The sequence below is a fragment of the Propioniciclava coleopterorum genome, assembly GCF_011393335.1.
Taxonomy (GTDB): domain Bacteria; phylum Actinomycetota; class Actinomycetes; order Propionibacteriales; family Propionibacteriaceae; genus Propioniciclava; species Propioniciclava coleopterorum.
The window spans coordinates 3,398,109-3,416,577 of sequence record NZ_CP049865.1; the positions used below are offsets into that span (position 1 = coordinate 3,398,109).

At 72.2% G+C, this 18,469-nt stretch carries 21 protein-coding genes and 1 tRNA gene; 5 read left to right on the top strand and 17 right to left on the bottom strand.

Features of this window, described 5'->3' with window-relative positions; translation table 11 throughout:
* Nucleotides 1-59: 59 nt before the first annotated feature.
* On the top strand, nucleotides 60-1,289 hold the full coding sequence (locus G7070_RS16135; protein WP_166234588.1) for a pentapeptide repeat-containing protein: 1,230 nt from the start codon (nucleotides 60-62) through the stop codon (nucleotides 1,287-1,289).
* Nucleotides 1,290-1,354: 65 nt separating this feature from the next.
* On the opposite strand, the gene G7070_RS16140 is transcribed toward G7070_RS16135, so the two are convergent.
* The 3 genes from G7070_RS16140 to G7070_RS16150 are packed head-to-tail and all read right to left on the bottom strand — an operon-like array spanning nucleotide 1,355 to nucleotide 2,930.
* A complete protein-coding gene (locus tag G7070_RS16140) occupies nucleotides 1,355-1,699 on the bottom strand; it encodes a hypothetical protein (protein WP_166234589.1) in 345 nt (114 codons plus the stop codon).
* Entirely contained in the window at nucleotides 1,696-2,103 is a 408-nt protein-coding gene (locus tag G7070_RS16145; RefSeq protein ID WP_166234590.1) for a hypothetical protein, read from the bottom strand. Before G7070_RS16145 ends, G7070_RS16140 begins: the two co-directional genes overlap by 4 nt.
* Nucleotides 2,104-2,162: 59 nt before the next feature.
* The gene (locus G7070_RS16150; RefSeq protein ID WP_166234591.1) at nucleotides 2,163-2,930 is read right to left on the bottom strand and encodes an SDR family oxidoreductase; all 768 of its coding nucleotides are present in this window, start codon (nucleotides 2,928-2,930) and stop codon (nucleotides 2,163-2,165) included.
* Nucleotides 2,931-3,201: 271 nt separating this feature from the next.
* Between G7070_RS16150 and G7070_RS16155 the strand changes: the two genes are divergently transcribed.
* Nucleotides 3,202-3,663, top strand: a complete 462-nt coding sequence (locus tag G7070_RS16155) for a hemerythrin domain-containing protein (RefSeq protein ID WP_166234592.1) — start codon at nucleotides 3,202-3,204, stop codon at nucleotides 3,661-3,663.
* A 233-nt stretch (nucleotides 3,664-3,896) separates the two neighbouring features.
* Here the strand turns inward: G7070_RS16155 and G7070_RS16160 are convergent, their stop codons facing one another.
* Nucleotides 3,897-5,600 carry a UvrD-helicase domain-containing protein gene (locus tag G7070_RS16160; protein ID WP_348981473.1) on the bottom strand — a complete coding sequence of 568 codons (1,704 nt, stop codon included), beginning with the start codon at nucleotides 5,598-5,600 and terminating at the stop codon, nucleotides 3,897-3,899.
* Nucleotides 5,516-7,237, bottom strand: a complete 1,722-nt coding sequence (locus G7070_RS16165; RefSeq protein ID WP_166234594.1) for an OLD family protein — start codon at nucleotides 7,235-7,237, stop codon at nucleotides 5,516-5,518. Before G7070_RS16165 ends, G7070_RS16160 begins: the two co-directional genes overlap by 85 nt.
* A gap of 231 nt (nucleotides 7,238-7,468) precedes the next feature.
* On the opposite strand from G7070_RS16165, the gene G7070_RS18110 reads away from it, so the two are divergent.
* Nucleotides 7,469-7,708 carry a hypothetical protein gene (locus tag G7070_RS18110; protein WP_206080166.1) on the top strand — a complete coding sequence of 80 codons (240 nt, stop codon included), beginning with the start codon at nucleotides 7,469-7,471 and terminating at the stop codon, nucleotides 7,706-7,708.
* Between the two features lie 72 nt (nucleotides 7,709-7,780).
* Here G7070_RS18110 and G7070_RS16175 read toward each other — a convergent pair.
* Nucleotides 7,781-7,854, bottom strand: a tRNA-Pro gene (locus tag G7070_RS16175).
* Nucleotides 7,855-7,965: 111 nt separating this feature from the next.
* Between G7070_RS16175 and G7070_RS16180 the strand changes: the two genes are divergently transcribed.
* Nucleotides 7,966-8,655: a class I SAM-dependent methyltransferase gene (locus G7070_RS16180; RefSeq protein WP_166234595.1), complete on the top strand. Its 690-nt coding sequence runs from the start codon at nucleotides 7,966-7,968 to the stop codon at nucleotides 8,653-8,655.
* Here G7070_RS16180 and G7070_RS16185 read toward each other — a convergent pair.
* The 7 genes from G7070_RS16185 to G7070_RS16215 all read right to left on the bottom strand — a co-directional run bounded on the left by G7070_RS16185 (nucleotide 8,633) and on the right by G7070_RS16215 (nucleotide 15,339).
* Nucleotides 8,633-9,460: a DMT family transporter gene (locus tag G7070_RS16185; protein ID WP_166234596.1), complete on the bottom strand. Its 828-nt coding sequence runs from the start codon at nucleotides 9,458-9,460 to the stop codon at nucleotides 8,633-8,635. The two genes, G7070_RS16180 and G7070_RS16185, sit on opposite strands and share 23 nt — an antisense overlap.
* A gap of 127 nt (nucleotides 9,461-9,587) precedes the next feature.
* Nucleotides 9,588-10,640, bottom strand: a complete 1,053-nt coding sequence (locus tag G7070_RS16190) for an alanine racemase (RefSeq protein ID WP_166234597.1) — start codon at nucleotides 10,638-10,640, stop codon at nucleotides 9,588-9,590.
* Between the two features lie 53 nt (nucleotides 10,641-10,693).
* Nucleotides 10,694-12,016 (bottom strand): ribosome biogenesis GTPase Der, encoded by a 1,323-nt coding sequence (gene der / locus G7070_RS16195; protein ID WP_166234598.1) that lies wholly within the window; start codon nucleotides 12,014-12,016, stop codon nucleotides 10,694-10,696.
* Nucleotides 12,013-12,678, bottom strand: coding sequence for a (d)CMP kinase (gene cmk / locus G7070_RS16200; RefSeq protein ID WP_166234599.1), 666 nt, complete (start codon nucleotides 12,676-12,678; stop codon nucleotides 12,013-12,015). Before cmk ends, der begins: the two co-directional genes overlap by 4 nt.
* Nucleotides 12,679-12,737: 59 nt before the next feature.
* Nucleotides 12,738-13,805, bottom strand: coding sequence for a prephenate dehydrogenase (locus G7070_RS16205; RefSeq protein ID WP_166234600.1), 1,068 nt, complete (start codon nucleotides 13,803-13,805; stop codon nucleotides 12,738-12,740).
* Nucleotides 13,802-13,981, bottom strand: a complete 180-nt coding sequence (locus G7070_RS16210; protein ID WP_166234601.1) for a ubiquitin-like protein Pup — start codon at nucleotides 13,979-13,981, stop codon at nucleotides 13,802-13,804. Before G7070_RS16210 ends, G7070_RS16205 begins: the two co-directional genes overlap by 4 nt.
* Nucleotides 13,978-15,339, bottom strand: coding sequence for a proteasome accessory factor PafA2 family protein (locus tag G7070_RS16215; protein ID WP_166234602.1), 1,362 nt, complete (start codon nucleotides 15,337-15,339; stop codon nucleotides 13,978-13,980). Before G7070_RS16215 ends, G7070_RS16210 begins: the two co-directional genes overlap by 4 nt.
* Nucleotides 15,340-15,420: 81 nt before the next feature.
* On the opposite strand from G7070_RS16215, the gene G7070_RS16220 reads away from it, so the two are divergent.
* Nucleotides 15,421-15,792 carry a DUF3054 domain-containing protein gene (locus G7070_RS16220; RefSeq protein WP_166234603.1) on the top strand — a complete coding sequence of 124 codons (372 nt, stop codon included), beginning with the start codon at nucleotides 15,421-15,423 and terminating at the stop codon, nucleotides 15,790-15,792.
* On the opposite strand, the gene G7070_RS16225 is transcribed toward G7070_RS16220, so the two are convergent.
* From G7070_RS16225 to G7070_RS16240, 4 genes are all read right to left on the bottom strand, one after another.
* Nucleotides 15,789-16,223 (bottom strand): hypothetical protein, encoded by a 435-nt coding sequence (locus tag G7070_RS16225; RefSeq protein ID WP_166234604.1) that lies wholly within the window; start codon nucleotides 16,221-16,223, stop codon nucleotides 15,789-15,791. The genes G7070_RS16220 and G7070_RS16225 overlap by 4 nt on opposite strands.
* 216 nt (nucleotides 16,224-16,439) lie before the next feature.
* Nucleotides 16,440-17,744: a proteasome ATPase gene (gene arc, locus G7070_RS16230; protein ID WP_166234605.1), complete on the bottom strand. Its 1,305-nt coding sequence runs from the start codon at nucleotides 17,742-17,744 to the stop codon at nucleotides 16,440-16,442.
* Nucleotides 17,723-18,031, bottom strand: coding sequence for a hypothetical protein (locus G7070_RS16235; protein ID WP_166234606.1), 309 nt, complete (start codon nucleotides 18,029-18,031; stop codon nucleotides 17,723-17,725). The genes arc and G7070_RS16235 overlap by 22 nt, the downstream gene beginning before the upstream one ends.
* Nucleotides 18,028-18,423: a VOC family protein gene (locus G7070_RS16240; RefSeq protein WP_166234607.1), complete on the bottom strand. Its 396-nt coding sequence runs from the start codon at nucleotides 18,421-18,423 to the stop codon at nucleotides 18,028-18,030. Before G7070_RS16240 ends, G7070_RS16235 begins: the two co-directional genes overlap by 4 nt.
* Between the last annotated feature and the right edge of the window lie 46 nt (nucleotides 18,424-18,469).

The window sequence follows — 18,469 nt, forward strand, 5'->3', positions numbered from 1 at the left end:
ACCGGTCGTGCCGACCGGCCGCGCACCGACGCGGTGGCCGCGGGACGCAGGGGCCTGCGATGACGACCGCACCCGACGCGCTGCTCGCCGCCCTGGTCCCCCGCGGGTGGTCGCTGACGCCGGCGGTGGCCGACCGCACCGCCGACCTGGCGCGGCTGTCCGCGCTGGCCATCCCGGCCGACTGGGCCGCCTGCCTGCTCCGGTTCGACGCGCTCGTTGGGCCCGACGAGGACGCCTGGTTCCTCGCCCTCGACGACTACACCGGCACCTCGGACGCGGCCTTCGCCTGGGACGAGTGGCGCACCCTGTCGCTGGACGCGGCCATGGGCCCCGACGACGCAGCACGCGTCACGCGCTTCTGGGACGACGTCCTGCCCATCCTGCTGGCCGTGGGGGCGCGTACGCGTTCTGGGGCGTCAGCCGCGCCACCGGCGTCGTGGTCGGCGGCGCCGAGCCCGACTTCGAGGACGCCGACGTGGTCGCCCCGGACGTGGCCGCGCTGCTCACCGCGCTGGCGGCGGGCACCCTGGAGGTGCCGCGATGACGGCCCCCGCGGCGCAGGTCGCCCGCTGGCGGCGCCGCTGGACGCCGGAGCGGCTCGCCGACCTCAGGGCCCAGGTGGCGGCGCAGGCCCGCGACGTGCGCGGCCCGCACCGCCTGGAGACGGACTGGTCGGCCGCGGACGGGTTCCTCGACCTGCGCGGGCTGGGGCGGGCCGCGAGCCCGTCCGCCTGTCGTTCCTCACGCTGTCCCGCGTCGACCTGAGCCACGCGCGCGGCGCCGTGTCGCTCTACCGGTGCGTGATCGAGGACGGCCGCTTCGACCACGCCGCCCTCGCCACCGGGACGCGGCTGGGCCGCCGGCTCGAGCGATGCAGTTTCCGGGCAGCCCGGCTGCGCGGCGTCACCCTGGGCACCGAGGTGGTGGGGTGCGACTTCACCGGCGCCGACGCCCGCCGGCTCATCTGCGAGCCCAACACCCGCTTCGAGGACTGCACGTTCGAGGGCGTCGACCTGTCGGACGCGGCCCTGGCCGACGCGACGTTCGTCCGCTGCAGCTTCGCCGGGGCCGTCCTCGGCCCGGGCACCAGCTTCAGCCGGTGCACGTTCGTCGACACCGACCTCGACCCGGGGCCCGCGCGCCTCACGCGCTGCCGCCGCGACGGCGCCGACCTGCCGGACCGCTGGGACGGCGCGGCGGACGCCGAGGCCGACCTGCAGCGGTTCGCGGCCCGTTACGCCGCGCGGCTCGCGGCCGGGGAGACCGACCTGCCCCTGGGCGACGACTGAGGACGCCTCGGGGACGCCGGTCGCCGATCACTGCGGCGCCGGCCCAACCACCCGGCCGCCCGTGCTCACCAGGAGCCGGCGCCACCCGCCCCGGAGCCGGTCTCGGTGGTCGGCGTCACCCCGGCCAGCCGCGCCAGCAGCTCCGAGGCCCGGGCGCGTTCCACGTCCACCAGGTCGTCCTCGACGGCCGTGGCCAGCGCCTGCTTCAACAACGGGGCGGCCTCCTCGCCGCGCCCGGCCTCGACCAGCAGGTCGGCGAGCACGACGCGTCCCCGCACCTCGGCTTCGGGGTCGGCCTCGGACTCGGCCGCCGCGATCACCGCCCGCAGGGTCTCCTCGGCGCGGGCGGGCTCGCCCGCGTCCAGCAGGTGCAGTGCCTTGTTGAACTGCTGGTTCGTCTCGTCGCTCATGCTTCCACCGTCACTTCCACGACGTCGCCGTCGTCATCGAACCGGACCGCGGGCCAGTAGCCCTGCATGAAGTGTTCCCCACAGCCGTCCTCGAGGTGAAGCACCACGGCGCCGTCGTCGCGGACCTCGACCGTCTCCAGGCGCAGGTCGGCGGCCGCCTCGTCCAGGTCGGACGCCGACGGCTCGCCCTCGCTGAACGCCCGCACCACCGCGTCGGTGGCCCGCCGCGTCCAGGCCCGGGGCGCGCGGGCGAACGCGGCCAGTCGGGCCGCCAGCTCGGGGACCCTCCCCGCGGACTGTGTCGAAACGGCCAGTTCGGGGTCGCCGCCGGCGACGAAGAGGCCCGAGGTGGCCCGGGCGAACCGGCCGTAGGGGGTGTCGACGGTCTCCGCGGGGGTGCTCACGGCGCCACCGTAGCGGCCGGGGCCGTGTCGTCCCGGTCGTCTCGCGGGGCCCGGCGGAGTCAGCGTCCCGGCTGAACCGCCGACGGGTGGTCGGGGCCGTCCAGCCAGGCGTCGAAGGTCAGGGTGCCCGGCAGCGCGTCCGGGCCGCCGCGCAGGGCACCGGATGCCATCCCGGCGCCGTACCGGCCCGGCAGCCGGACGCCCAGGACCGCGCGCCGGACGCCGCCGTGCCGCAACTGGCGGCGGGCCAGGTCGACGAGTTCCTCGTCGCGGGGGCCGACGAGGTCGCGCGCGCGACCGGCCGGGCCCGCCTCGGCGACCGCGATCAGGTGCGTGCCGACCTCCCGCGCCGCGACCGGCCGGATCAGCGCCCGCGGCAGCACCGCGAGCGGCGACCGGCCGCGTCCCAGGAACATGCCGACGAACTCGTGGAACTGCGCGGCGCGGACGATCGTGGACGGCACCGGGCCGCGTTCCACCGCGCGCTCCTGGGCGAGCTTGCCGGCGTAGTAGCCGGCGTCGATCCCGTCGATGCCCACGATCGACAGCGCAACGTGGTGCCGGACGCCGACGCGCGCCCCGGCCCCCATCAGGGCGGCGGTCACGGCCTCGAAGAAGGCGCGGGCGCGGTCCGCCGAGGGCGCCGCCCTGTTCGTGACATCGATCACGACGTCCACGCCGGCCAGCGCCTCGTCGAGCCCGTGCCCGGTCAGGACGTCGACGCCCGCGTGCCGGCTGATGACGACCATCTCGTGCCCCGCCTCGCGTCCGGCGACGACGACGTGCCGCCCCACCGTGCCGGTTCCGCCCGCCACTGCGATCCTCATGTTCTCCCCCTCGGCCCTGCCGATCGTCGGCGGGGACGCGGCACCCGCCGGTCGCGACGCCTCGGGCGCGCTCGCCCCGGTCGAAGCCGGGGCCCATGATCGGTGGGTTCGCTGCGATCCCCCATCGCCGATGCTAGGTCGAGCGGGGCCGCACACAAGGGGTTCACTAGGGGTGATCCGCCCACGTGACCGCGGTACCGTGGCCCCTGTGCGTCCCGCCGAGCGGCGGGGCCCGAGCCGGAAGGTCCGCCCATGATCCCCACCTCGCGTCGTGGCTGAGCGCGACAGGCTGGTGGCCTGGAACCGCGAACTCCTCGACGCCCACGACCGGCTCCGGCGCGCGCTGCGGCTGGCTCGGGACTCCGACGACCCGCGCGACGCGGCCGCGGCCCGCTCCGACCTGCGCCTGCACTGTCTCGGGTTCTGCGCGGCGCTCGGCGGCCACCACGCTGCGGAGGACGCGGCGCTGTTCCCCGAGCTGGTCGCCCGGCGTCCCGACCTGGCCCCCACCATCGAACGGCTCGTGCAGGACCACGCGATGGTCGCCGGCCTGCTGGCCGACCTGGACGCCGCCCTCGCCTCCGACGCCGCGCCGGCTGCGCTGCGCGGCCACCTAGACGGGCTGGCCGCGATCATGGAGTCCCACTTCCGCTACGAGGAGCGCGAACTCCTCGGCATCCTGGCCACCCTCGACCTCGACGCCGACCCGCGCGCGGTGCTCGGCCCCTTGTGAGGGACGCCGAAGAGAAACAGAAGAGGCACCCTCCGGTCTCCCGAAAAGTGCCTCCGACAACGCCTCACAGCGTCGGGACGACAGGATTTGAACCTGCGACCCCTTGACCCCGGGCGCCCAAACTGCTTCTGCGCGCCCAGATTCCGCGTGATTCCGGGCGTCAGTTCATGCAGAACACGTCTCCGGATGCATGGTTGCACGATTCTGTCCCCTTCTGGTCCCCGTGTGTAACCTCAGTTCGCGGCCAGAGCCGCGAGAGGAGCTACGGCGGCGTGGAACCTGTTGCCCACGAGCAGCACGACGATCTTGTGTCTGGCTCTGGAGAAGACCACGTAGAGGAGCCGACTTGTTGCGGGGAACGGTTCTGATTCGTAGCCCATGAAGTCTCCCTCCCGCAACACCACGACGGTCGCGTCGGCCTCGCGTCCCTTCGTCTGGTAGAGGTTCATTAGCTGAACCTCTCGCGGGCTCAGCGCCGAGTCTGTGAGCGCCGCGTAACTCGCCTCACGGGCTTCTGCACAGATCGCTGCGACCATCTGATGGTCATCGCGGGCGCTGCTCGTGCGTGCGGCTCGCGCGTACATCACCGAGAGCAGGGTGGCTGCTTGCTGCCAGGCACCCGACTTCTGCGGTAGCCCAAGCGCGTCGTGTGCCGTCGCCGCTACCTCGATTACCTCCCGAAGGGACCCGGCGTCGGAGAGTCGCTCTCGAAGAGCGTTCAAGCGAGCTTGCAGGGTCGTGGGACCGGAACCGTTCATCACCTGGTATGCGATGGGGGGCGCCTTCTGCCCACGTTGCGCACTCGTCAGGAACACGGCTATCGCTTCGAGCACGATTTCCCAGGCGCCATCGCCGATGTGGAACCCTGCCATCGCAGTCTGGGCGTCGAGGGCGGCGGCGAGCGCGTCACTAAGACCGGCCACTTCATGTTCGATCCCGTCGGCTTCAAGTGCATCGGAGAGAGCCGCGAGCATATCGTTGTGGTGCGTGAATACTGCCACGCCCAAGTCCTCCGCGGCTAGCTCGCTAACGACCCGTGCAACGTGACTGGTCTCATCGGAGAGTGGTATCCCGTCTCGGATGACCAGTCTCTCGCCCTGGATGGCCGCCGCGATGGCCTCTGAGTTGAACCGGCGTCCCCTGATGGCGTTGGCCACGGCCGGGATGATCCCGGAGGGGTCTCGGAAGGAGGTTTCTGGCAGCACGATGGTGTTCTCGGCCCCAGCGGCCGAGCAGGCTTCATCGATGCGCTCCACTCTGACACCATCTTCGGCGAGGAACGTGTAGATGCACTGGTTCGGGTCACCGAGCAGTATCACCCGGCTGTCGCGAGCGATCAGTTGAAGGAGCTCTTCCTGCGCATCGCCTGTGTCCTGAAACTCGTCGACAATTACGAGGCCCCATCGGGTACGCAGGTGTTCTGCGACAGCGGGTGTGACCTGGGCGATTTCGAGTGCGAGCGGAATGAGCCTGTTGTATCCGATCTCGTGCTCAGCCAAGCCGAGTTTCTCGCGCGCAGGGCTGACGAGAACGGCATCACCACGTCCGACCAGATTCCCGAACCTCCGAACCACGGAGAACGCGAGCGAGTGGAACGTCATGATGTCCACCTGAGAGCCTCGGCGACCGAGGATATCATTTGCACGAGAGGCGATGCGTGCCACCGAGGAACGAGAGAACGAAAGGAACAGGACACGATCGTGGGGTGCGCTTCCTGCTACTCGCTCGAGATGGGCGTGAGCCGCGGCGAGCGCGCTTGTCGTCTTTCCGACACCCGCTCCGCCGAGCACGACAGCGAGTTCGGCCTGCGTAGCTACGACTCGCTCCTGCTCCGGGTTCTGCGGGACGAAAGTCATGACAGAGCGGGAATGTCGATGCGTCCGAGCGTGTCGCCGCAGACTGCTTCGATCGTGGACGCCGCTACTGGGGGCTGGCATGTCAGCGCGTGAGCCCAGGCCGCCCCTAACCCTTGCTTCTTGATCACTTTCGTCGTGATGAGGTGTTCCGCGATGTCGTCGTCACTGAGATCGTCCGGCAGGGCGGGCATGCCGAAATCCTCCAAGGTCGTGACCGTCTTGCGGAGCTGATCTCCGGGTACACCGCGAATGAGCGCCGCCTCCACGGCGGTACGCGTAGGAAGCACGACGAGTTGTTCGACCACTCCTGCAAGGACTCCGACTGCTGGGTCTTCGTGTCCTGGCTTGTCGTTGTCAACGACCGCTCGGACGTGGAATCCGAGCTCAAGGGCGATCGCGGCGATAGCAGGGAGCCGGGTGACTCCTCCGTCTGACCCTGGCGGGGCGACCAGGCGAATGCCGTTGGCAGGAAGGCTGAAGCGCTGGTTGTTCGTCTTGCGGAAGAGCCGCGACGCGAGCGCCCCGTACCCCTCGACATCGAGCGGTCCCTCCACGAGGACGACGGTTCTCGCGCTCAGCGCTGCGAAAAGCTGCTCCAGGATGAGCCTCCGGTTGACTCGGCCCGTCTTGTCCGTGACCGCAGAGAGCCGGTGCTGTCGCCTTTCGCCGTGGCTGACCGTGAGCCGAACCAGCTCACCGGGATCGAATGCTCGTACTACCTCAGGACGGCGCGTTGTAAGGATCGCTTGCCCTGCGGTTACGTGGATGAGCCGCGCCATGTGTTCAGAAGACGATGCGTCGAGGCGATCCCCGAAGTCATCGCCAATGATGACGACGCCTGATTGTGCATCTCGCGCGGCTGCGATTGCTTCAGCGGCCGAGAGTACACTTTCAACAGTCGACCCCTGGGAACGGACGGGAAGGACTCCGGCCGCACCCATCGAGATCGCCGGTTGAAGCGCTCTGAGGAGGGCAGCCATTGAGCCGTCGTCCGCCAGGAAAGTTATGTCGGCGGCGTCATTGATACCGAAGAGAGTGTGCGGTCCAGAATCAATGACCTTATCCAGAACGCAGGTGACCACCTCAGTCCTAGAGAACGACTCGGTTGCAGCATGGACAGCCGAATCCAGATTGGCGAGGGCACTGTCCAGGCCACCAGGGTCGCCGTCGGCGAGGTGTGCTCTCAGGACTCCCTCTGCCCGCAACTGGAGTGCCGGTGCACTGTCAACGAACTGGACAGGCAGGGCCTCACGCTCGATCCGGCTCGCTCTCCTATACACCCCGGCAGCGGGATCACTTCGCGCCGGGTAATCAACCCAGTGCTCGCCGATGTCTGTATCGAGATCATATCGTGCGCGATAGCACAGACGTACGCCCAGAACCGCGTCGCCCGCATTGCTTGGCGTGGCGATCTCCCCGGTCTCTTGGTCGAATGTCTCCAGATTCTCGCTGAGGAGAGTCTCGAGGTCCTTCCCGAGGTCGAGGAGAGTCACTTCTACCTCCGTCAGGGACCCTCCGTCGCCGTCGGCAGGTCGGTAGACATCGAGCGGATTCACGCGGGAACGTGTGCTGCGGGCGTCGAGGACCCGACGCAAGGCCTCGACGATGTCAGTGCGGCCCGCCTGTGGCTCACCTGCGAGCACCATGTTCTCTGGCACGACGAGCACTACATGGCGATAGCCCCGAAACCGTCCGATACGGATCCGCGCGACCCTCATTGCTACTCCTTGCATACCCTGCGATGCAGGCTAACCGTCCGGCTCGCAACGGCACGGTAAGCGTGAATCGGTGGACGTCTACCTGCCAGGACTGGCGGCTCCCGGGTCCCAGTGTCCCATGGACTTGGTACTACCAGTGCGGCGACGTAGTTTGACGATCCCATGACCACACGCGACTACAGGTCGTTAGCAGGCGTCCGAAGTGCGCTCGTGTGTCGAGGACTTCGATTGATGCGCCTCGACGTGTGTCAGCCTGATCATCGTGCCCACGATCGACACCGCAACTTGGCGCCGGACCCTGACGCGCGCGCCCGCCGTCTTGAGCCCGGCGGTGACGGACTCGAAGCGGCCACCCTGGACGGGCTGGCCGCGATCATGGAGTCCCACTTCCGCTACGAGGAGCGCGAACTCCTCGGCATCCTGGCGACCCTCGACCTCGACGCCGACCCGCGCGGTGCTCGGCCCTTGTGAGGGACGCCGAGGAGAAACAGAAGAGGCACCCTCCGGTCTCCCGAAAAGTGCCTCCGACAACGCCTCACAGCGTCGGGACGACAGGATTTGAACCTGCGACCCCTTGACCCCCAGTCAAGTGCGCTACCAAGCTGCGCCACGTCCCGATGGTGGTTCATCGCTGAGTGCCACCGAGGGACCAAGATACACGTATCGGGGTGTGGTTGTCGCATCGACACCGACCGCGGACGCCCCGTGCGCGTGCCACCATGGTGGGCATGGCGCACCATCACCACGATCACAACGGCGGACGCGGCGGGCACGGCCACGACCACCCGCACAACGGCGTCGATCCGGCCGACTTCTTCGACGAGCGGGCCCGCGACTGGGACACCCCGGAGAAGGTCGCCTCCACGCACGCGATCGCCGAGGCGATCATCGCCGCGGTCCCCCTCGACGCGTCCTGGGACGCCCTGGAGATCGGCTGCGGCACCGGCCTGCTGTCACTGGAACTCGGGCCGCGGCTGCGCCACGTGCTGCTCACCGACGTCTCCGCCGGGATGCTGGAGGTCGCCCGCGAGCGGGCCGCGGCGGACCCGGCGCGCTACGCCGTCGAGCGGCGCGACCTGAGCGCCGCTCCCCTGGCCCGCCCGGTCGACCTGATCTTCGCGTCCATGGTGCTGCACCACGTCGCCGACCTGGATGTCCTCCTGACCAGCCTGCGCGCCTCGCTGCGGCCCGGCGGGTGGATCGCCCTGGCCGACCTGGACGCCGACCCGCAGAACACCTACCACGCCGACGACTTCGCCGGGCACCACGGGATCGACCGCGACGACCTGCAGGCTCAGCTGCGCGGCCTCGGGTTCGTCGACGTCGCCGCCCGCACCGCCACCACGATCACCAAGGCCAAGGACGGCGAGGACTTCGACCACGACGTGTTCCTGATCAGCGGGCGCCTTCCGGGCTGACATCCAGGTTCGCCAGCGCGTCCCGCTGGCTGCCGGACTGCACCGCGGCCACGCCGAGCAGCAGCACGAGCCCGCCGCCGAGCTGCACCCACCCGGGCAGTTCCCCCAGCAGCAGCCACGCCCACGCGACGGCGAAGACGACCTCGGTCAGCCCCACGAAGCCCGCGACGGTCGCCCCCAGCGCCCGCGCCGCGATGAAGCCGATCACGTAGGCGGTCACCGCGGCGACCACCACCAGTTCGGCCAGCGGGACCCACCAGGGCAGCGAGACCCCGAACAGCGGCACGTCGGCGAAGCTCACCGTCAGTGGCACCAGCCCCACCAGCCCCAGGAGCAGCAGGCCGACCGCCCCCACGCCCAGGCCGGACGCGACGAACGCGACAGGCGGGATGCCGGGCGTGCCGGCCGACGTGATGAAGTAGACGGCCATCCCCAGCGAGGCCAGCGCCGCCCAGGCCAGCCCGCGCGGGTCGACGTCGGCCAGGTCGCCGGGGTTCAGCACCACCGCGAGGCCGGCGATCGCCACCACCATGCCGAGCAGCGTCAGGCCGCCCGGACGCCGCCGCGTCCGCAGCCACACCCACAGCACGACGAGCACGACCCCCAAGTACTCGATCAGCAGCGCCAGCCCGATGTCGATGTACTGGATCGCGTAGAAGTACGCCGCCTGGACGGTGAGGCCCCCGAAGATCCCGTACATCAGGATCGGCTTCCAACGCTCCCGCAGGACGCCGCGGCGGCCCCGCAGCGCGAGCGCGGCCGGGATGGCCAGCAGCAGCGCGGCGGCCCCCAGGCGCACCGCCACGGCGGCGGCCGGCGACCAGCCCGAGGCGAGCAGCGGTTTGGCGAACGCCCCGAGGTCCCGAACGCCGCGGCGGAGATCAGAGCGGCGCCGAGGCCCGCGCCGAGCCGCCCCGAGGCGCCCCGCGCCGTCACGCGTTCATGCCGCGCGCGGCGACGCCCCACGTGCCGACCAGCGCGCCGTCGTCGAAGACGGCGTACTCGTCGACGAGGTTGACCGCGTTGCAGGCATGGTTGGGCACCACCCGCACGATCGACCCCAGGGGCGGCAGATCCGCCCCGCCCAGGTCGGCGACCGCGTGGTGCTCCGACAGGATGACCAGCCGCGCGTCGGGGTGGTCGAGCAGCCGCCCGAACCCGGACGCCCACGGCGCGCGGTCGGCGCCCAGAACCTTGGAGCCGGCGTCGAGCACGAGGCGTCCGCCGGCGTGGCTGACGACGGTGGCGTGGCAGGTCAGCGCGATCTGCTCGGGGGTGCAGGCGCCGAGTTCCCACTGCTGGGCGTCGTTGAACACGTACACCCCCGGACGCGACTCGTTGAGGCCCTCGCCGGTCGCGGCGAGGCTCGGCGTGGAGCCCCCGCTGATGACGCGCGGCGCGACCCCGGCGGCGGTCAGGGCGTCGGCGGCGGTGCGCAGCGCCCGCGCCTCGTCGGCGGCCGCGGCCTCGCGACCGTCCGGGGCGTAGCTGTGGCCGGGGAAGGTGAAGACGCCCACGACGTCGAGCCCCGCGGCGACCGCGGCGGCGACGACCTCACCGGCGCGCTCCGGGGCGACCCCCGAGCGGTGATGGCCCGAATCGACCTCCAGCATCCCCGTCACCCCCAGCCCCACCAGGCGGGCGGCGGCCTCGACCGAGTCGAAGCCGACCCGCACGTCCGCCTCGACGGCGAGCCGCCGCAGCCGTTCGCGCCGGGCGTCGTCCAGCCACAGCGGGTAGGCGATGAGGAGGTCGTCGAACCCCGACTGGGCGAAGACCTCGGCCTCGCCCAGCGTCGCCACGGTGAGCCCCTGCGCGCCGGCGTCCACCTGGCGGTGGGCGATCTCGGGGCTCTTGTGCGTCTTCACGTGCGGGCGCAGCGCCAGGCCGCGCTCGTCGGCCCAGGCGGCGACTCGCTCGATGTTCGCCTCGAGGACGGGAAGATCGATCGCCAGGAAGGGCGTGCTGGGCAACTGCTGGGCCATGGCCGCAACCTATCCCAGCGGCGGGGTCCTCGCCGCCGCCGCCCAGCGACGCCTCAGCGCTTGGCGCGCTTCTGGCGCGCCCGCACCTCGACGTGGATCGGCGTCCCGACGAAGCCGAACTCCTCGCGCAGCCGCCGCTCCACGAACCGGACGTACTGCGGGTCGAGCGGGCCCGATGTGAACAGGGCGAACGTGGGCGGGCAGTTCTGCGCCTGGGTGCCGAACAGGATGCGGGCCTGCTTGCCGCTGCGCACCGGGTGCGGGTGCGCCGCGGTGATCCGGCCCAGGAAGGCGTTGAGCTGGCCGGTGGAGACGCGGGTCTCCCAGCCCTCCAGCGCGGCGTCGATCGCCTTGCGCAGCCGGTCGACGTTGCGGCCCGTCAGCGCCGAGATGTTGACGTGCGGGGCCCACGCGAACGCCTGGACGTCGCGCTCCACCTCGCGCTCGAGGTAGCGGCGGCGCTCGTCGTCGGTGAGGTCCCACTTGTTGTAGGCCACCACCAGCGCCTTGCCGGCCTCCTCGACCATGGTGAGCAGCTTGAGGTCCTGGTCGGTGATCGACTCGGACGCGTCGATCACGACGATGCAGACCTGCGCGCGTTCGATGGCCTGCTGGGTGCGCAGCGACGCATAGTACTCGTGGCCGGACGCCTCCTTCACGCGGCGGCGGATGCCGGCGGTGTCGATGAAGCGGTACACCTCGCCGTCGAGCTCGACCAGCTCATCGACCGGGTCGACCGTGGTGCCGGCCAGGTCGCTGACGACCGCCCGCTGCCGCCCGGTGATCTTGTTCAGCAGCGAGCTCTTGCCGACGTTCGGCTTGCCGATGATGGCCACGCGGGTCGGCCCGCCGATCTCCTCCTCGGGCTCCCGCGGGGCCTCGGGCAGCGCCTCGAGGATCGCGTCCAGCAGGTCGCCCGAACCACGGCCGTGCAGCGCGGAGACCGCGAACGGCTCCCCCAGCCCGAGGTTCCACATCCCGGCGGCCTCCGGCTCCAGCCGTTGGTCGTCGACCTTGTTGGCGGCCAGCACGACGGGCTTGCCGCTGCGGCGCAGCACCTTGACGACGGCCTCGTCCTCGTCGGTGGTGCCCACGGTGGCGTCCACGACGAACAGCACGGCGTCGGCCGCGCCGATCGCCAGCTCGGCCTGCTCGGCGATCTGGGCGGCCATCCCCTTGGCGTCGGAGACCCAGCCGCCGGTGTCGACGACGACGAACTCGCGGCCGTTCCAGCTCGCGTCGTAGCTCACGCGGTCGCGGGTCACGCCGGGCAGGTCCTGCACGACGGCCTCGCGGCGCCCGAGGATCCGGTTGACGAGCTGGGACTTGCCCACGTTGGGCCGGCCGACGACGGCCAGGACGGGTTTGGCGTTCACGCGATCTCCTTCGCGAGGGCGACGACGGCGCGGATGACCTCGTCGAGACTCAGGTGGGTGGTGTCGAGCAGGTGGACGCCGTCGGCGGCGTGGGTGAAGTCGACGAGCTTGGAGTCGTCGGCGTCGCGGCGCAGCACCTGGTCGCGCAGTTGTTCGGTGTTGACGCGGGCGCCGAGCTCGCCGCCGCGGCGGGCCAGGCGCGCCTGCGGGTCCGCGGTGAGCAGGACGCGCACGTCGGCGTCGGGGTAGATGACCGTCGTGACGTCGCGGCCCTCGGCCACGCAGCCGCGCGGGTCGGCGTCCATCAGGGTGCGCTGGCGCGCGACGAGGTTCTCGCGGCAGGCCGCCAGCGTGCTGACCGCCGAGACGTGCTGGGCGACGCGGGGCTCCCGGATCTCGGTGGTGACGTCGCGGCCGTTGACCCGCACCCAGCGGTCGTCGGGGTCGAGCGAGATCTGGATGTCGGCCGCGACCGTCGCCGCGATCACGCCGGCCTCGTCCTGGGGCGCCACGCCGGCGTCCAGGAAGGCCACGGCGACCGCCCGGTACATCGCGCCGGTGTCGAGGTAGGACAGGTCGAGCGCCCGGGCCACGCCGCGCGCCGTCGACGACTTGCCGGACCCGCTGGGTCCATCGATGGCGATGACGAGGCGTGAAGGCACCCGATCATCTTAGGGGAGACGGTGTCCCCCTCCGGACCTGCGGCGCCCGACGCGCTGCGTCAGGGCTTGACGGTCCAGCCCTTGGCCGTCATGACGTTCGTCAGCGACATCGCGGCGGTCGGATCCACGTGGACGCCGAGCATGCCGACGGGGCGGCTCGGGTCGTGGTCGATGGTGATGTCCTCGACATTGACCCCGGCGTCCTCGATGTCGGTGAACAGCCGGGCGAGCGCGCCGGGGGCGTCCGGGATCTCGATGACGACCTCGGCCCACTCGCTGGGCGCCGAGCCGTGCTTGCCGGGCAGCGCCCGCGTGCCGCGCCGGCCCCGGTCCAGGAAGGATTCGACCGAGTCCGGGTCGTCGATCACCTCGATGAGGCGCCCCAGGTCGGCGTGCAGTTCCTCCAGCTCGACGCGCAGCGCGCCGCTGTTGGCCGCGATGATCTGGCGCCAGAGCTTGGGGTCGCCGCCGGCGATCCGGGTGACGTCGCGGAGGCCCTGCCCGGCGAGCTGCAGGTGCTCGGCCGGCAGGTCCAGCAGCCCGCCCGCGACCAGGGCGCTGATGAGCTGCGGCACGTGGCTGACCTGGCCGACCGCCTCGTCGTGGTGCTGCGCGGCCATCGTCACCAGCCGGGCGCCGCACAGCTCGGCGAGCTTGCGGACGCTCAGCACCGACTGCGCGGCCGAGGTGTCGTGCGGCGTGATGACCCAGGTGCGGTCCACGAACAGGTCGGGCGACGCGGTGAGCGGGCCGTCCTTCTGCGACCCCGCCATGGGGTGGGACCCGCAGTAGCGGGCCAGGTCGGCGCCGGTGGCGCGCAGCTGCGCCAGCACGACGCCCTTGACGGAGCCGACGTCGGTCACGGTCGCGTTCGGGTAGGTGGCCAGCGCCTCGGCGATCACCGAGGCCAGCGCCGCCGGGGGCACCGCGACGACGACCAGCTTGTAGGCACCCGGGTCGAGCTCGGCCAGGGTGCCGGCGCCGCGGGAGGCGGCGACGACCGCGTGGCTGTAGCGGGCGTCCGACAGGTGCACCTCGACGCCGGCGCGGGTGAGCGCCTGGGCGACGGACGCGCCGACGAGCCCGGTCCCGATCACGAGGGCGGGACTCAGGGAGACCTGGATCACTGGCCACCCTTCTGCACGAAGCTCTTCACGTACTCCTCGGCGTCGGACTCCAGCACGTCGTCGATCTGGTCCAGCAGCGCGTCGATCGCGCTGACGTCGGGACGCGTGGCCGCCATCGGCGCGTCCTCGACGCGCTGCGGGGCCCGCGTCCGGGTGCGCTGGATGCGCTCGCTCATCGTGTTCTCTCCTCGTGGCTCCGGATCAGTCTATCGACGCTCGCGCCGGGCTCCGCGCCGACCGCCGTGTGGCCGAACGGGTCGAGCAGCCCGAGGCTGTGCAGGCCGCCCGCAGGGTCGCGCACCAGCAGCCCGTCCCAGCCGGCGGCGATGACCGCCTCGGGGTGCTCGCTCACCCAGCGGCCGCGGCCGAACGCGCGGGTGTCGCGGGGCGCCTCCCGGCCGGCGCGCTCCACCTCGGCGGGGTCGGCGCCGGCGCGCAAGCGTCCGGCGTCCTGCAGGACGCCCACGATCCCACCGGGCCCGAGCTGGGCCCACTTCAGGTCGACCTGGGCCAGCTTGGGATCACCCCAGGACGCCCCGCGCGCCCGGTACCCCCGGAGCAACTGGAGCTTGGCGGCCCAGTCGAGCCGGTCGGCGGCGCGGGCCGGGTCGACGCGCAGGTCGTCCAGGGTCTGGGTCCAGGCCTCGACCAGGGCGGTGGCGCCGGGGGTCTCGACCCGGCCGGCGAGCGCCGCGGCGGCGTCCCGGAACCGCTCCTGGACGCCGAGGGCCGTCTCGGCGCCCCCGCCGGCCAGGGGCAGGGGGCGGCTCAGGCTGAGGTCGCGGCTGACCGTGCGGAACGCGACGATCGGGTCGGCCAGGCGCACCAGCGGCGCCAGGCCGGACTCGATCGCGGCGACGACCAGCGCGAGCGAGCCCAGGCCGAGCCAGGTCGCGTACGGGATCCGCGTGGCGTCGCCGGCGATCACGTGCAGCCGGCGCCAGCGGCGGGGGTCGGCGTGGGGCTCGTCGCGGGTGTTGACGATGCCGCGGCGCCGGGTGGTGTCGAGGCCCGCGACGCGCTCGAAGAAGTCCGCGCGCTGGCTGAGCTGGAACCCCGGCTCCTGCGAGGCGGTTCCGAGCCCCACGCGTCCGGCGCCGGCGATCACGACGCGGCTCACCAGGAACGCGGGCAGGACGGCCTCCAGCGCCTCCCAGGGGGTCGCCCGGCCCACCAGCAGGTTCTCGTGGTAGCCGTAGCTGTTCCCCTTGCCGTCGGTGTTGTTCTTGAAGACGGTGATCGGGATCCCCAGCCGCTGCGACGCGGCCGCGGCGGCGCGCTCGACGATCAGGTCGCCGGCCAGCTCCCACAGCGTCGCGTCCGCGGCGGACGTCGTCTCGGGCGTGGCGTACTCGGGATGGCCGTGGTCGACGTAGAAGCGCGCCCCGTTGCCCAGGACGCGGTGCGACGCGTCGCCGGTCGACGCCGTCGCGGGCACGCCGCACGCGTCCACGACGGCGGCGGACAGGTCGTGGGCGTCCAGCTCGCCACCCGCCGCGTGGATGCCGTACTCGGTCTCCGTCCCCAGCAACATGCGTCCATCATCGCAGCGCGGCTACGCTGGCCGATCAGGCGGCACCGCGCCGCCGCCGACCGTCCGACCAAGGAGACACCGGTGAACCGCACCGCCGCGATCGTCCTCGACCTCGTCCTCGTGGTGGCGTTCGCCGCCCTGGGTCGCTCCAGTCACGCCGAGGCGCTCGACGTCGCCGGGCTGAGCCGCACCGCGCTGCCCTTCGTCGCGGGCGCGCTGCTGGCCTGGATCACCCTCATCATGCGGCGCGCCGACGGCACCACCCTGCGGACCGGGGCGTTCGTATGGGCGATCACGCTGATCGGCGGGATGGTGTTCCGGGTCCTCATCGGCGACACCATCGCGGTCGCCTTCGTCATCGTGGCGGCGATCACGCTCGCGGTGTTCCTGGTCGGCTGGCGGCTGATCGCGTGGCTGGTGGCGCGCCGGCGCGGCGCCACCACCGCGCACTAGCTGGACGACGAGGCGGCGTCGCTCCCCCGCGCGGGTTCGGGCGCCGGGTCGTCGGCGAACTCGGCGGCCACGACGTGCAACTGGAGCCGGGGGTCGTCCGCCGCGCACCCCAGTTCGACGAACCGGTCGCGCACGCGCCACTGCCGCCACGGCGTGCCGGTGCCCGACCGCTCGCAGGAGGGGCCCAACCGCTCGACCAACGCAGCGTGCAGCGCGGCGCCCAGGTCAGGGGTGTCGGGGCCGCCCCACAGGAACCAGCCGATCCCCGCGAGCTCGGTGCCGTCGGCGTCGTGGTGGCACGACCAGCAGATGTGGGTGTCGCCCCAGCCCGCGATGCCCGTCCCCCAGTAGTCCCAGTCCCCGACCGGACGCGTGGGGTCAGCCCCATCGAGTCGAACCAGGTGAGGCGCTGCTGTTCGGTGGTGGGCCATGGGTCGTCGACCGCGCGCAGCGCAGCGGCCAGTACCTGCCCGGGAGTGGGTTGCACACCCCGAACGTACGCAACCGACACCTGTCCATCAGTCACCCGAACGCGTGACATTCCGTTGCGTAACATATTCCGCCGCCATGCCTTGTCGGACGGTGTTTTGCATGGCAGTTGCAGACTCGCGACACGCCGTCCCACGGAGTGGTCGGGGCGCCGAAACCTACCCCGGGGAGCCGTCCCCGGGGCGTTCGACGGTGGCCGCGCCGGCCCCCGCCAACCGGCGCAGACCCACGATCGGCTCGCCGCGGCGCCCCGAGATCAGGGCCCACTCCTCCGGCTGCGCCGCGCTGGGCAGGTCCTCGTTCTGGGCGACCTCGGCCCGCACCGCGCGCCGGATGTGCTCGGTGCCGACGCCGCGCGGGCCGCCGGCGATCAGGTCCTTGATGGCGGCCTGCTTGGCGCGGGCGGCCACGTTCGCCAGCAGCGCGCCGGAGATGAAGTCGGCCACGTACAGCACCTCGCGCCGACCCGACGCGTAGGTCACCTCCACCGACGCGTTGGCGGGACGCCGCTCGAAGAGGTCCGCGACGGCGCGCTCGATCAGGGCCGACCGGAACGCCTCCGCGCCACCGGCGGCCTCGGCCTCGGCGGCGTCGAGCGGGGTGCGCGGCGACAGCGCGAGCCCCAGGATCGCGCGGGCCGAGGCCTCGTCGGGGCGGTCCAGCCGGATCTTGACGTCGAGGCGCCCGGGCCGCAGCAGCGCCGGGTCGATCAGGTCCTCGCGGTTGGTGGCGCCGATCACGATCACGTCCGACATCGCCTCCACCCCGTCCAGCTCGGCCAGCAGCTGCGGCACGATCGTCGACTCCACGTCGGAGCTCACCCCCGAGCCGCGCGTCCGGAACAACGAGTCCATCTCGTCGAAGAAGACGATGACCGGACGGCCGGCCTCCGCCTCCGCGCGGGCGCGGGCGAACGTCTGCCGGATCTGGCGCTCGGTCTCCCCCACGTACTTGTTCAGCAGCTCGGGGCCCTTCACGTTGAGGAAGGACGAGCCCGCCGCGTTGGCGACCGCTTTGGCGATCATGGTCTTCCCGCAGCCCGGCGGCCCGTACAACAGCACGCCCTTGGGCGGCTCCAGCTCGAAGTCGCGGTAGAGGCCGCGGTGCGTGAACGGGAGCTCCACGGCGTCGCGGATCTGCTGGATCTGCTCGGTCAGCCCGCCGATGTCGGCCCACGTCACGTCGGGCACCTCGTCCAGCACGAGCTCGGCGACGTCGCTGCGCGGCACCGTCGCCCACGCCAGCAGCGCGCGGTGGTCGCCCAGCAGCGACTGCCCGATCTCGAGCGGCTCGCCGGCCAGGCCGTCGGCCAGCTCGACCACGACCTCCTCGTCGTTCGCGGCGGTGACGAGGGCCGCGCGCTCCCCCAGCCGCTCGCGCAGGTGCATCAGTTCTCCGGCGGCGCGGCGTCCGGCGGGCCCGACCACGACGAGCGCCTCGTTCACCAGGACGCGATCCCCCACGGCCAGGCCCTCGGGGCGGCGTCCGGCGCCAGGGCGGCGCGCAGGAGGCGCCCGCCCAGCGACACGTCCACGACACCGTCGGCCGGGAGCGCGGTCACCAGGCCGAACTGCAGCGGCGGCGCGCCGAGGGCGTCCACCTGCTCGCGCAGCGCGCCGAGCTGGTCGCGCGCCTCCCGCAGGGTGACGTTGAGCCGATCGTTCTGCTGCGCCAGGGCGCGCGCGTCGGCCCGCGCCTGCGCCAGCCGCCGCTCGGTCAGCTCCAGCCGGCGCGCCACCTCCTCGCTCATGCGCCCACCGCCAGGACGCAGAACGGGTGGCCGTCGGGGTCGGCGAACACGTACAGCGGCTCGTCGGGGTCGGCACCGTTGTCGCGCAGCAGCGGCGCGTCGAGCCCGGCCAGGCGGGCGCGGGTCGCCTCCAGGGCCGCCGGCGAGTCGAGCAGGAAGTCCAGGTGCGCCTGCTGCGGCACCCCGGGGCGGGGCCAGGTCGCGGCGTCGAACGGGTCGGCGAGCTGCAGCGCCAGCCGCGCCCCATCCGGGCCCTGCAGGACCGCCCAGTCGGCGTCGGGCGCCGGGTCGCCGCCGCGGCACGCCCAGCCGTCGCCCAACCAGGCGAGGTAGAACGCGGCGGAGCGGCCCACGTCGGCGGTGTCCAGGACCGGCTGCAGCAAACGGGTCATGGCCGCAGCGTAGCCACCGCGGCGGACGTCGCGGCGTGTCAGGCTG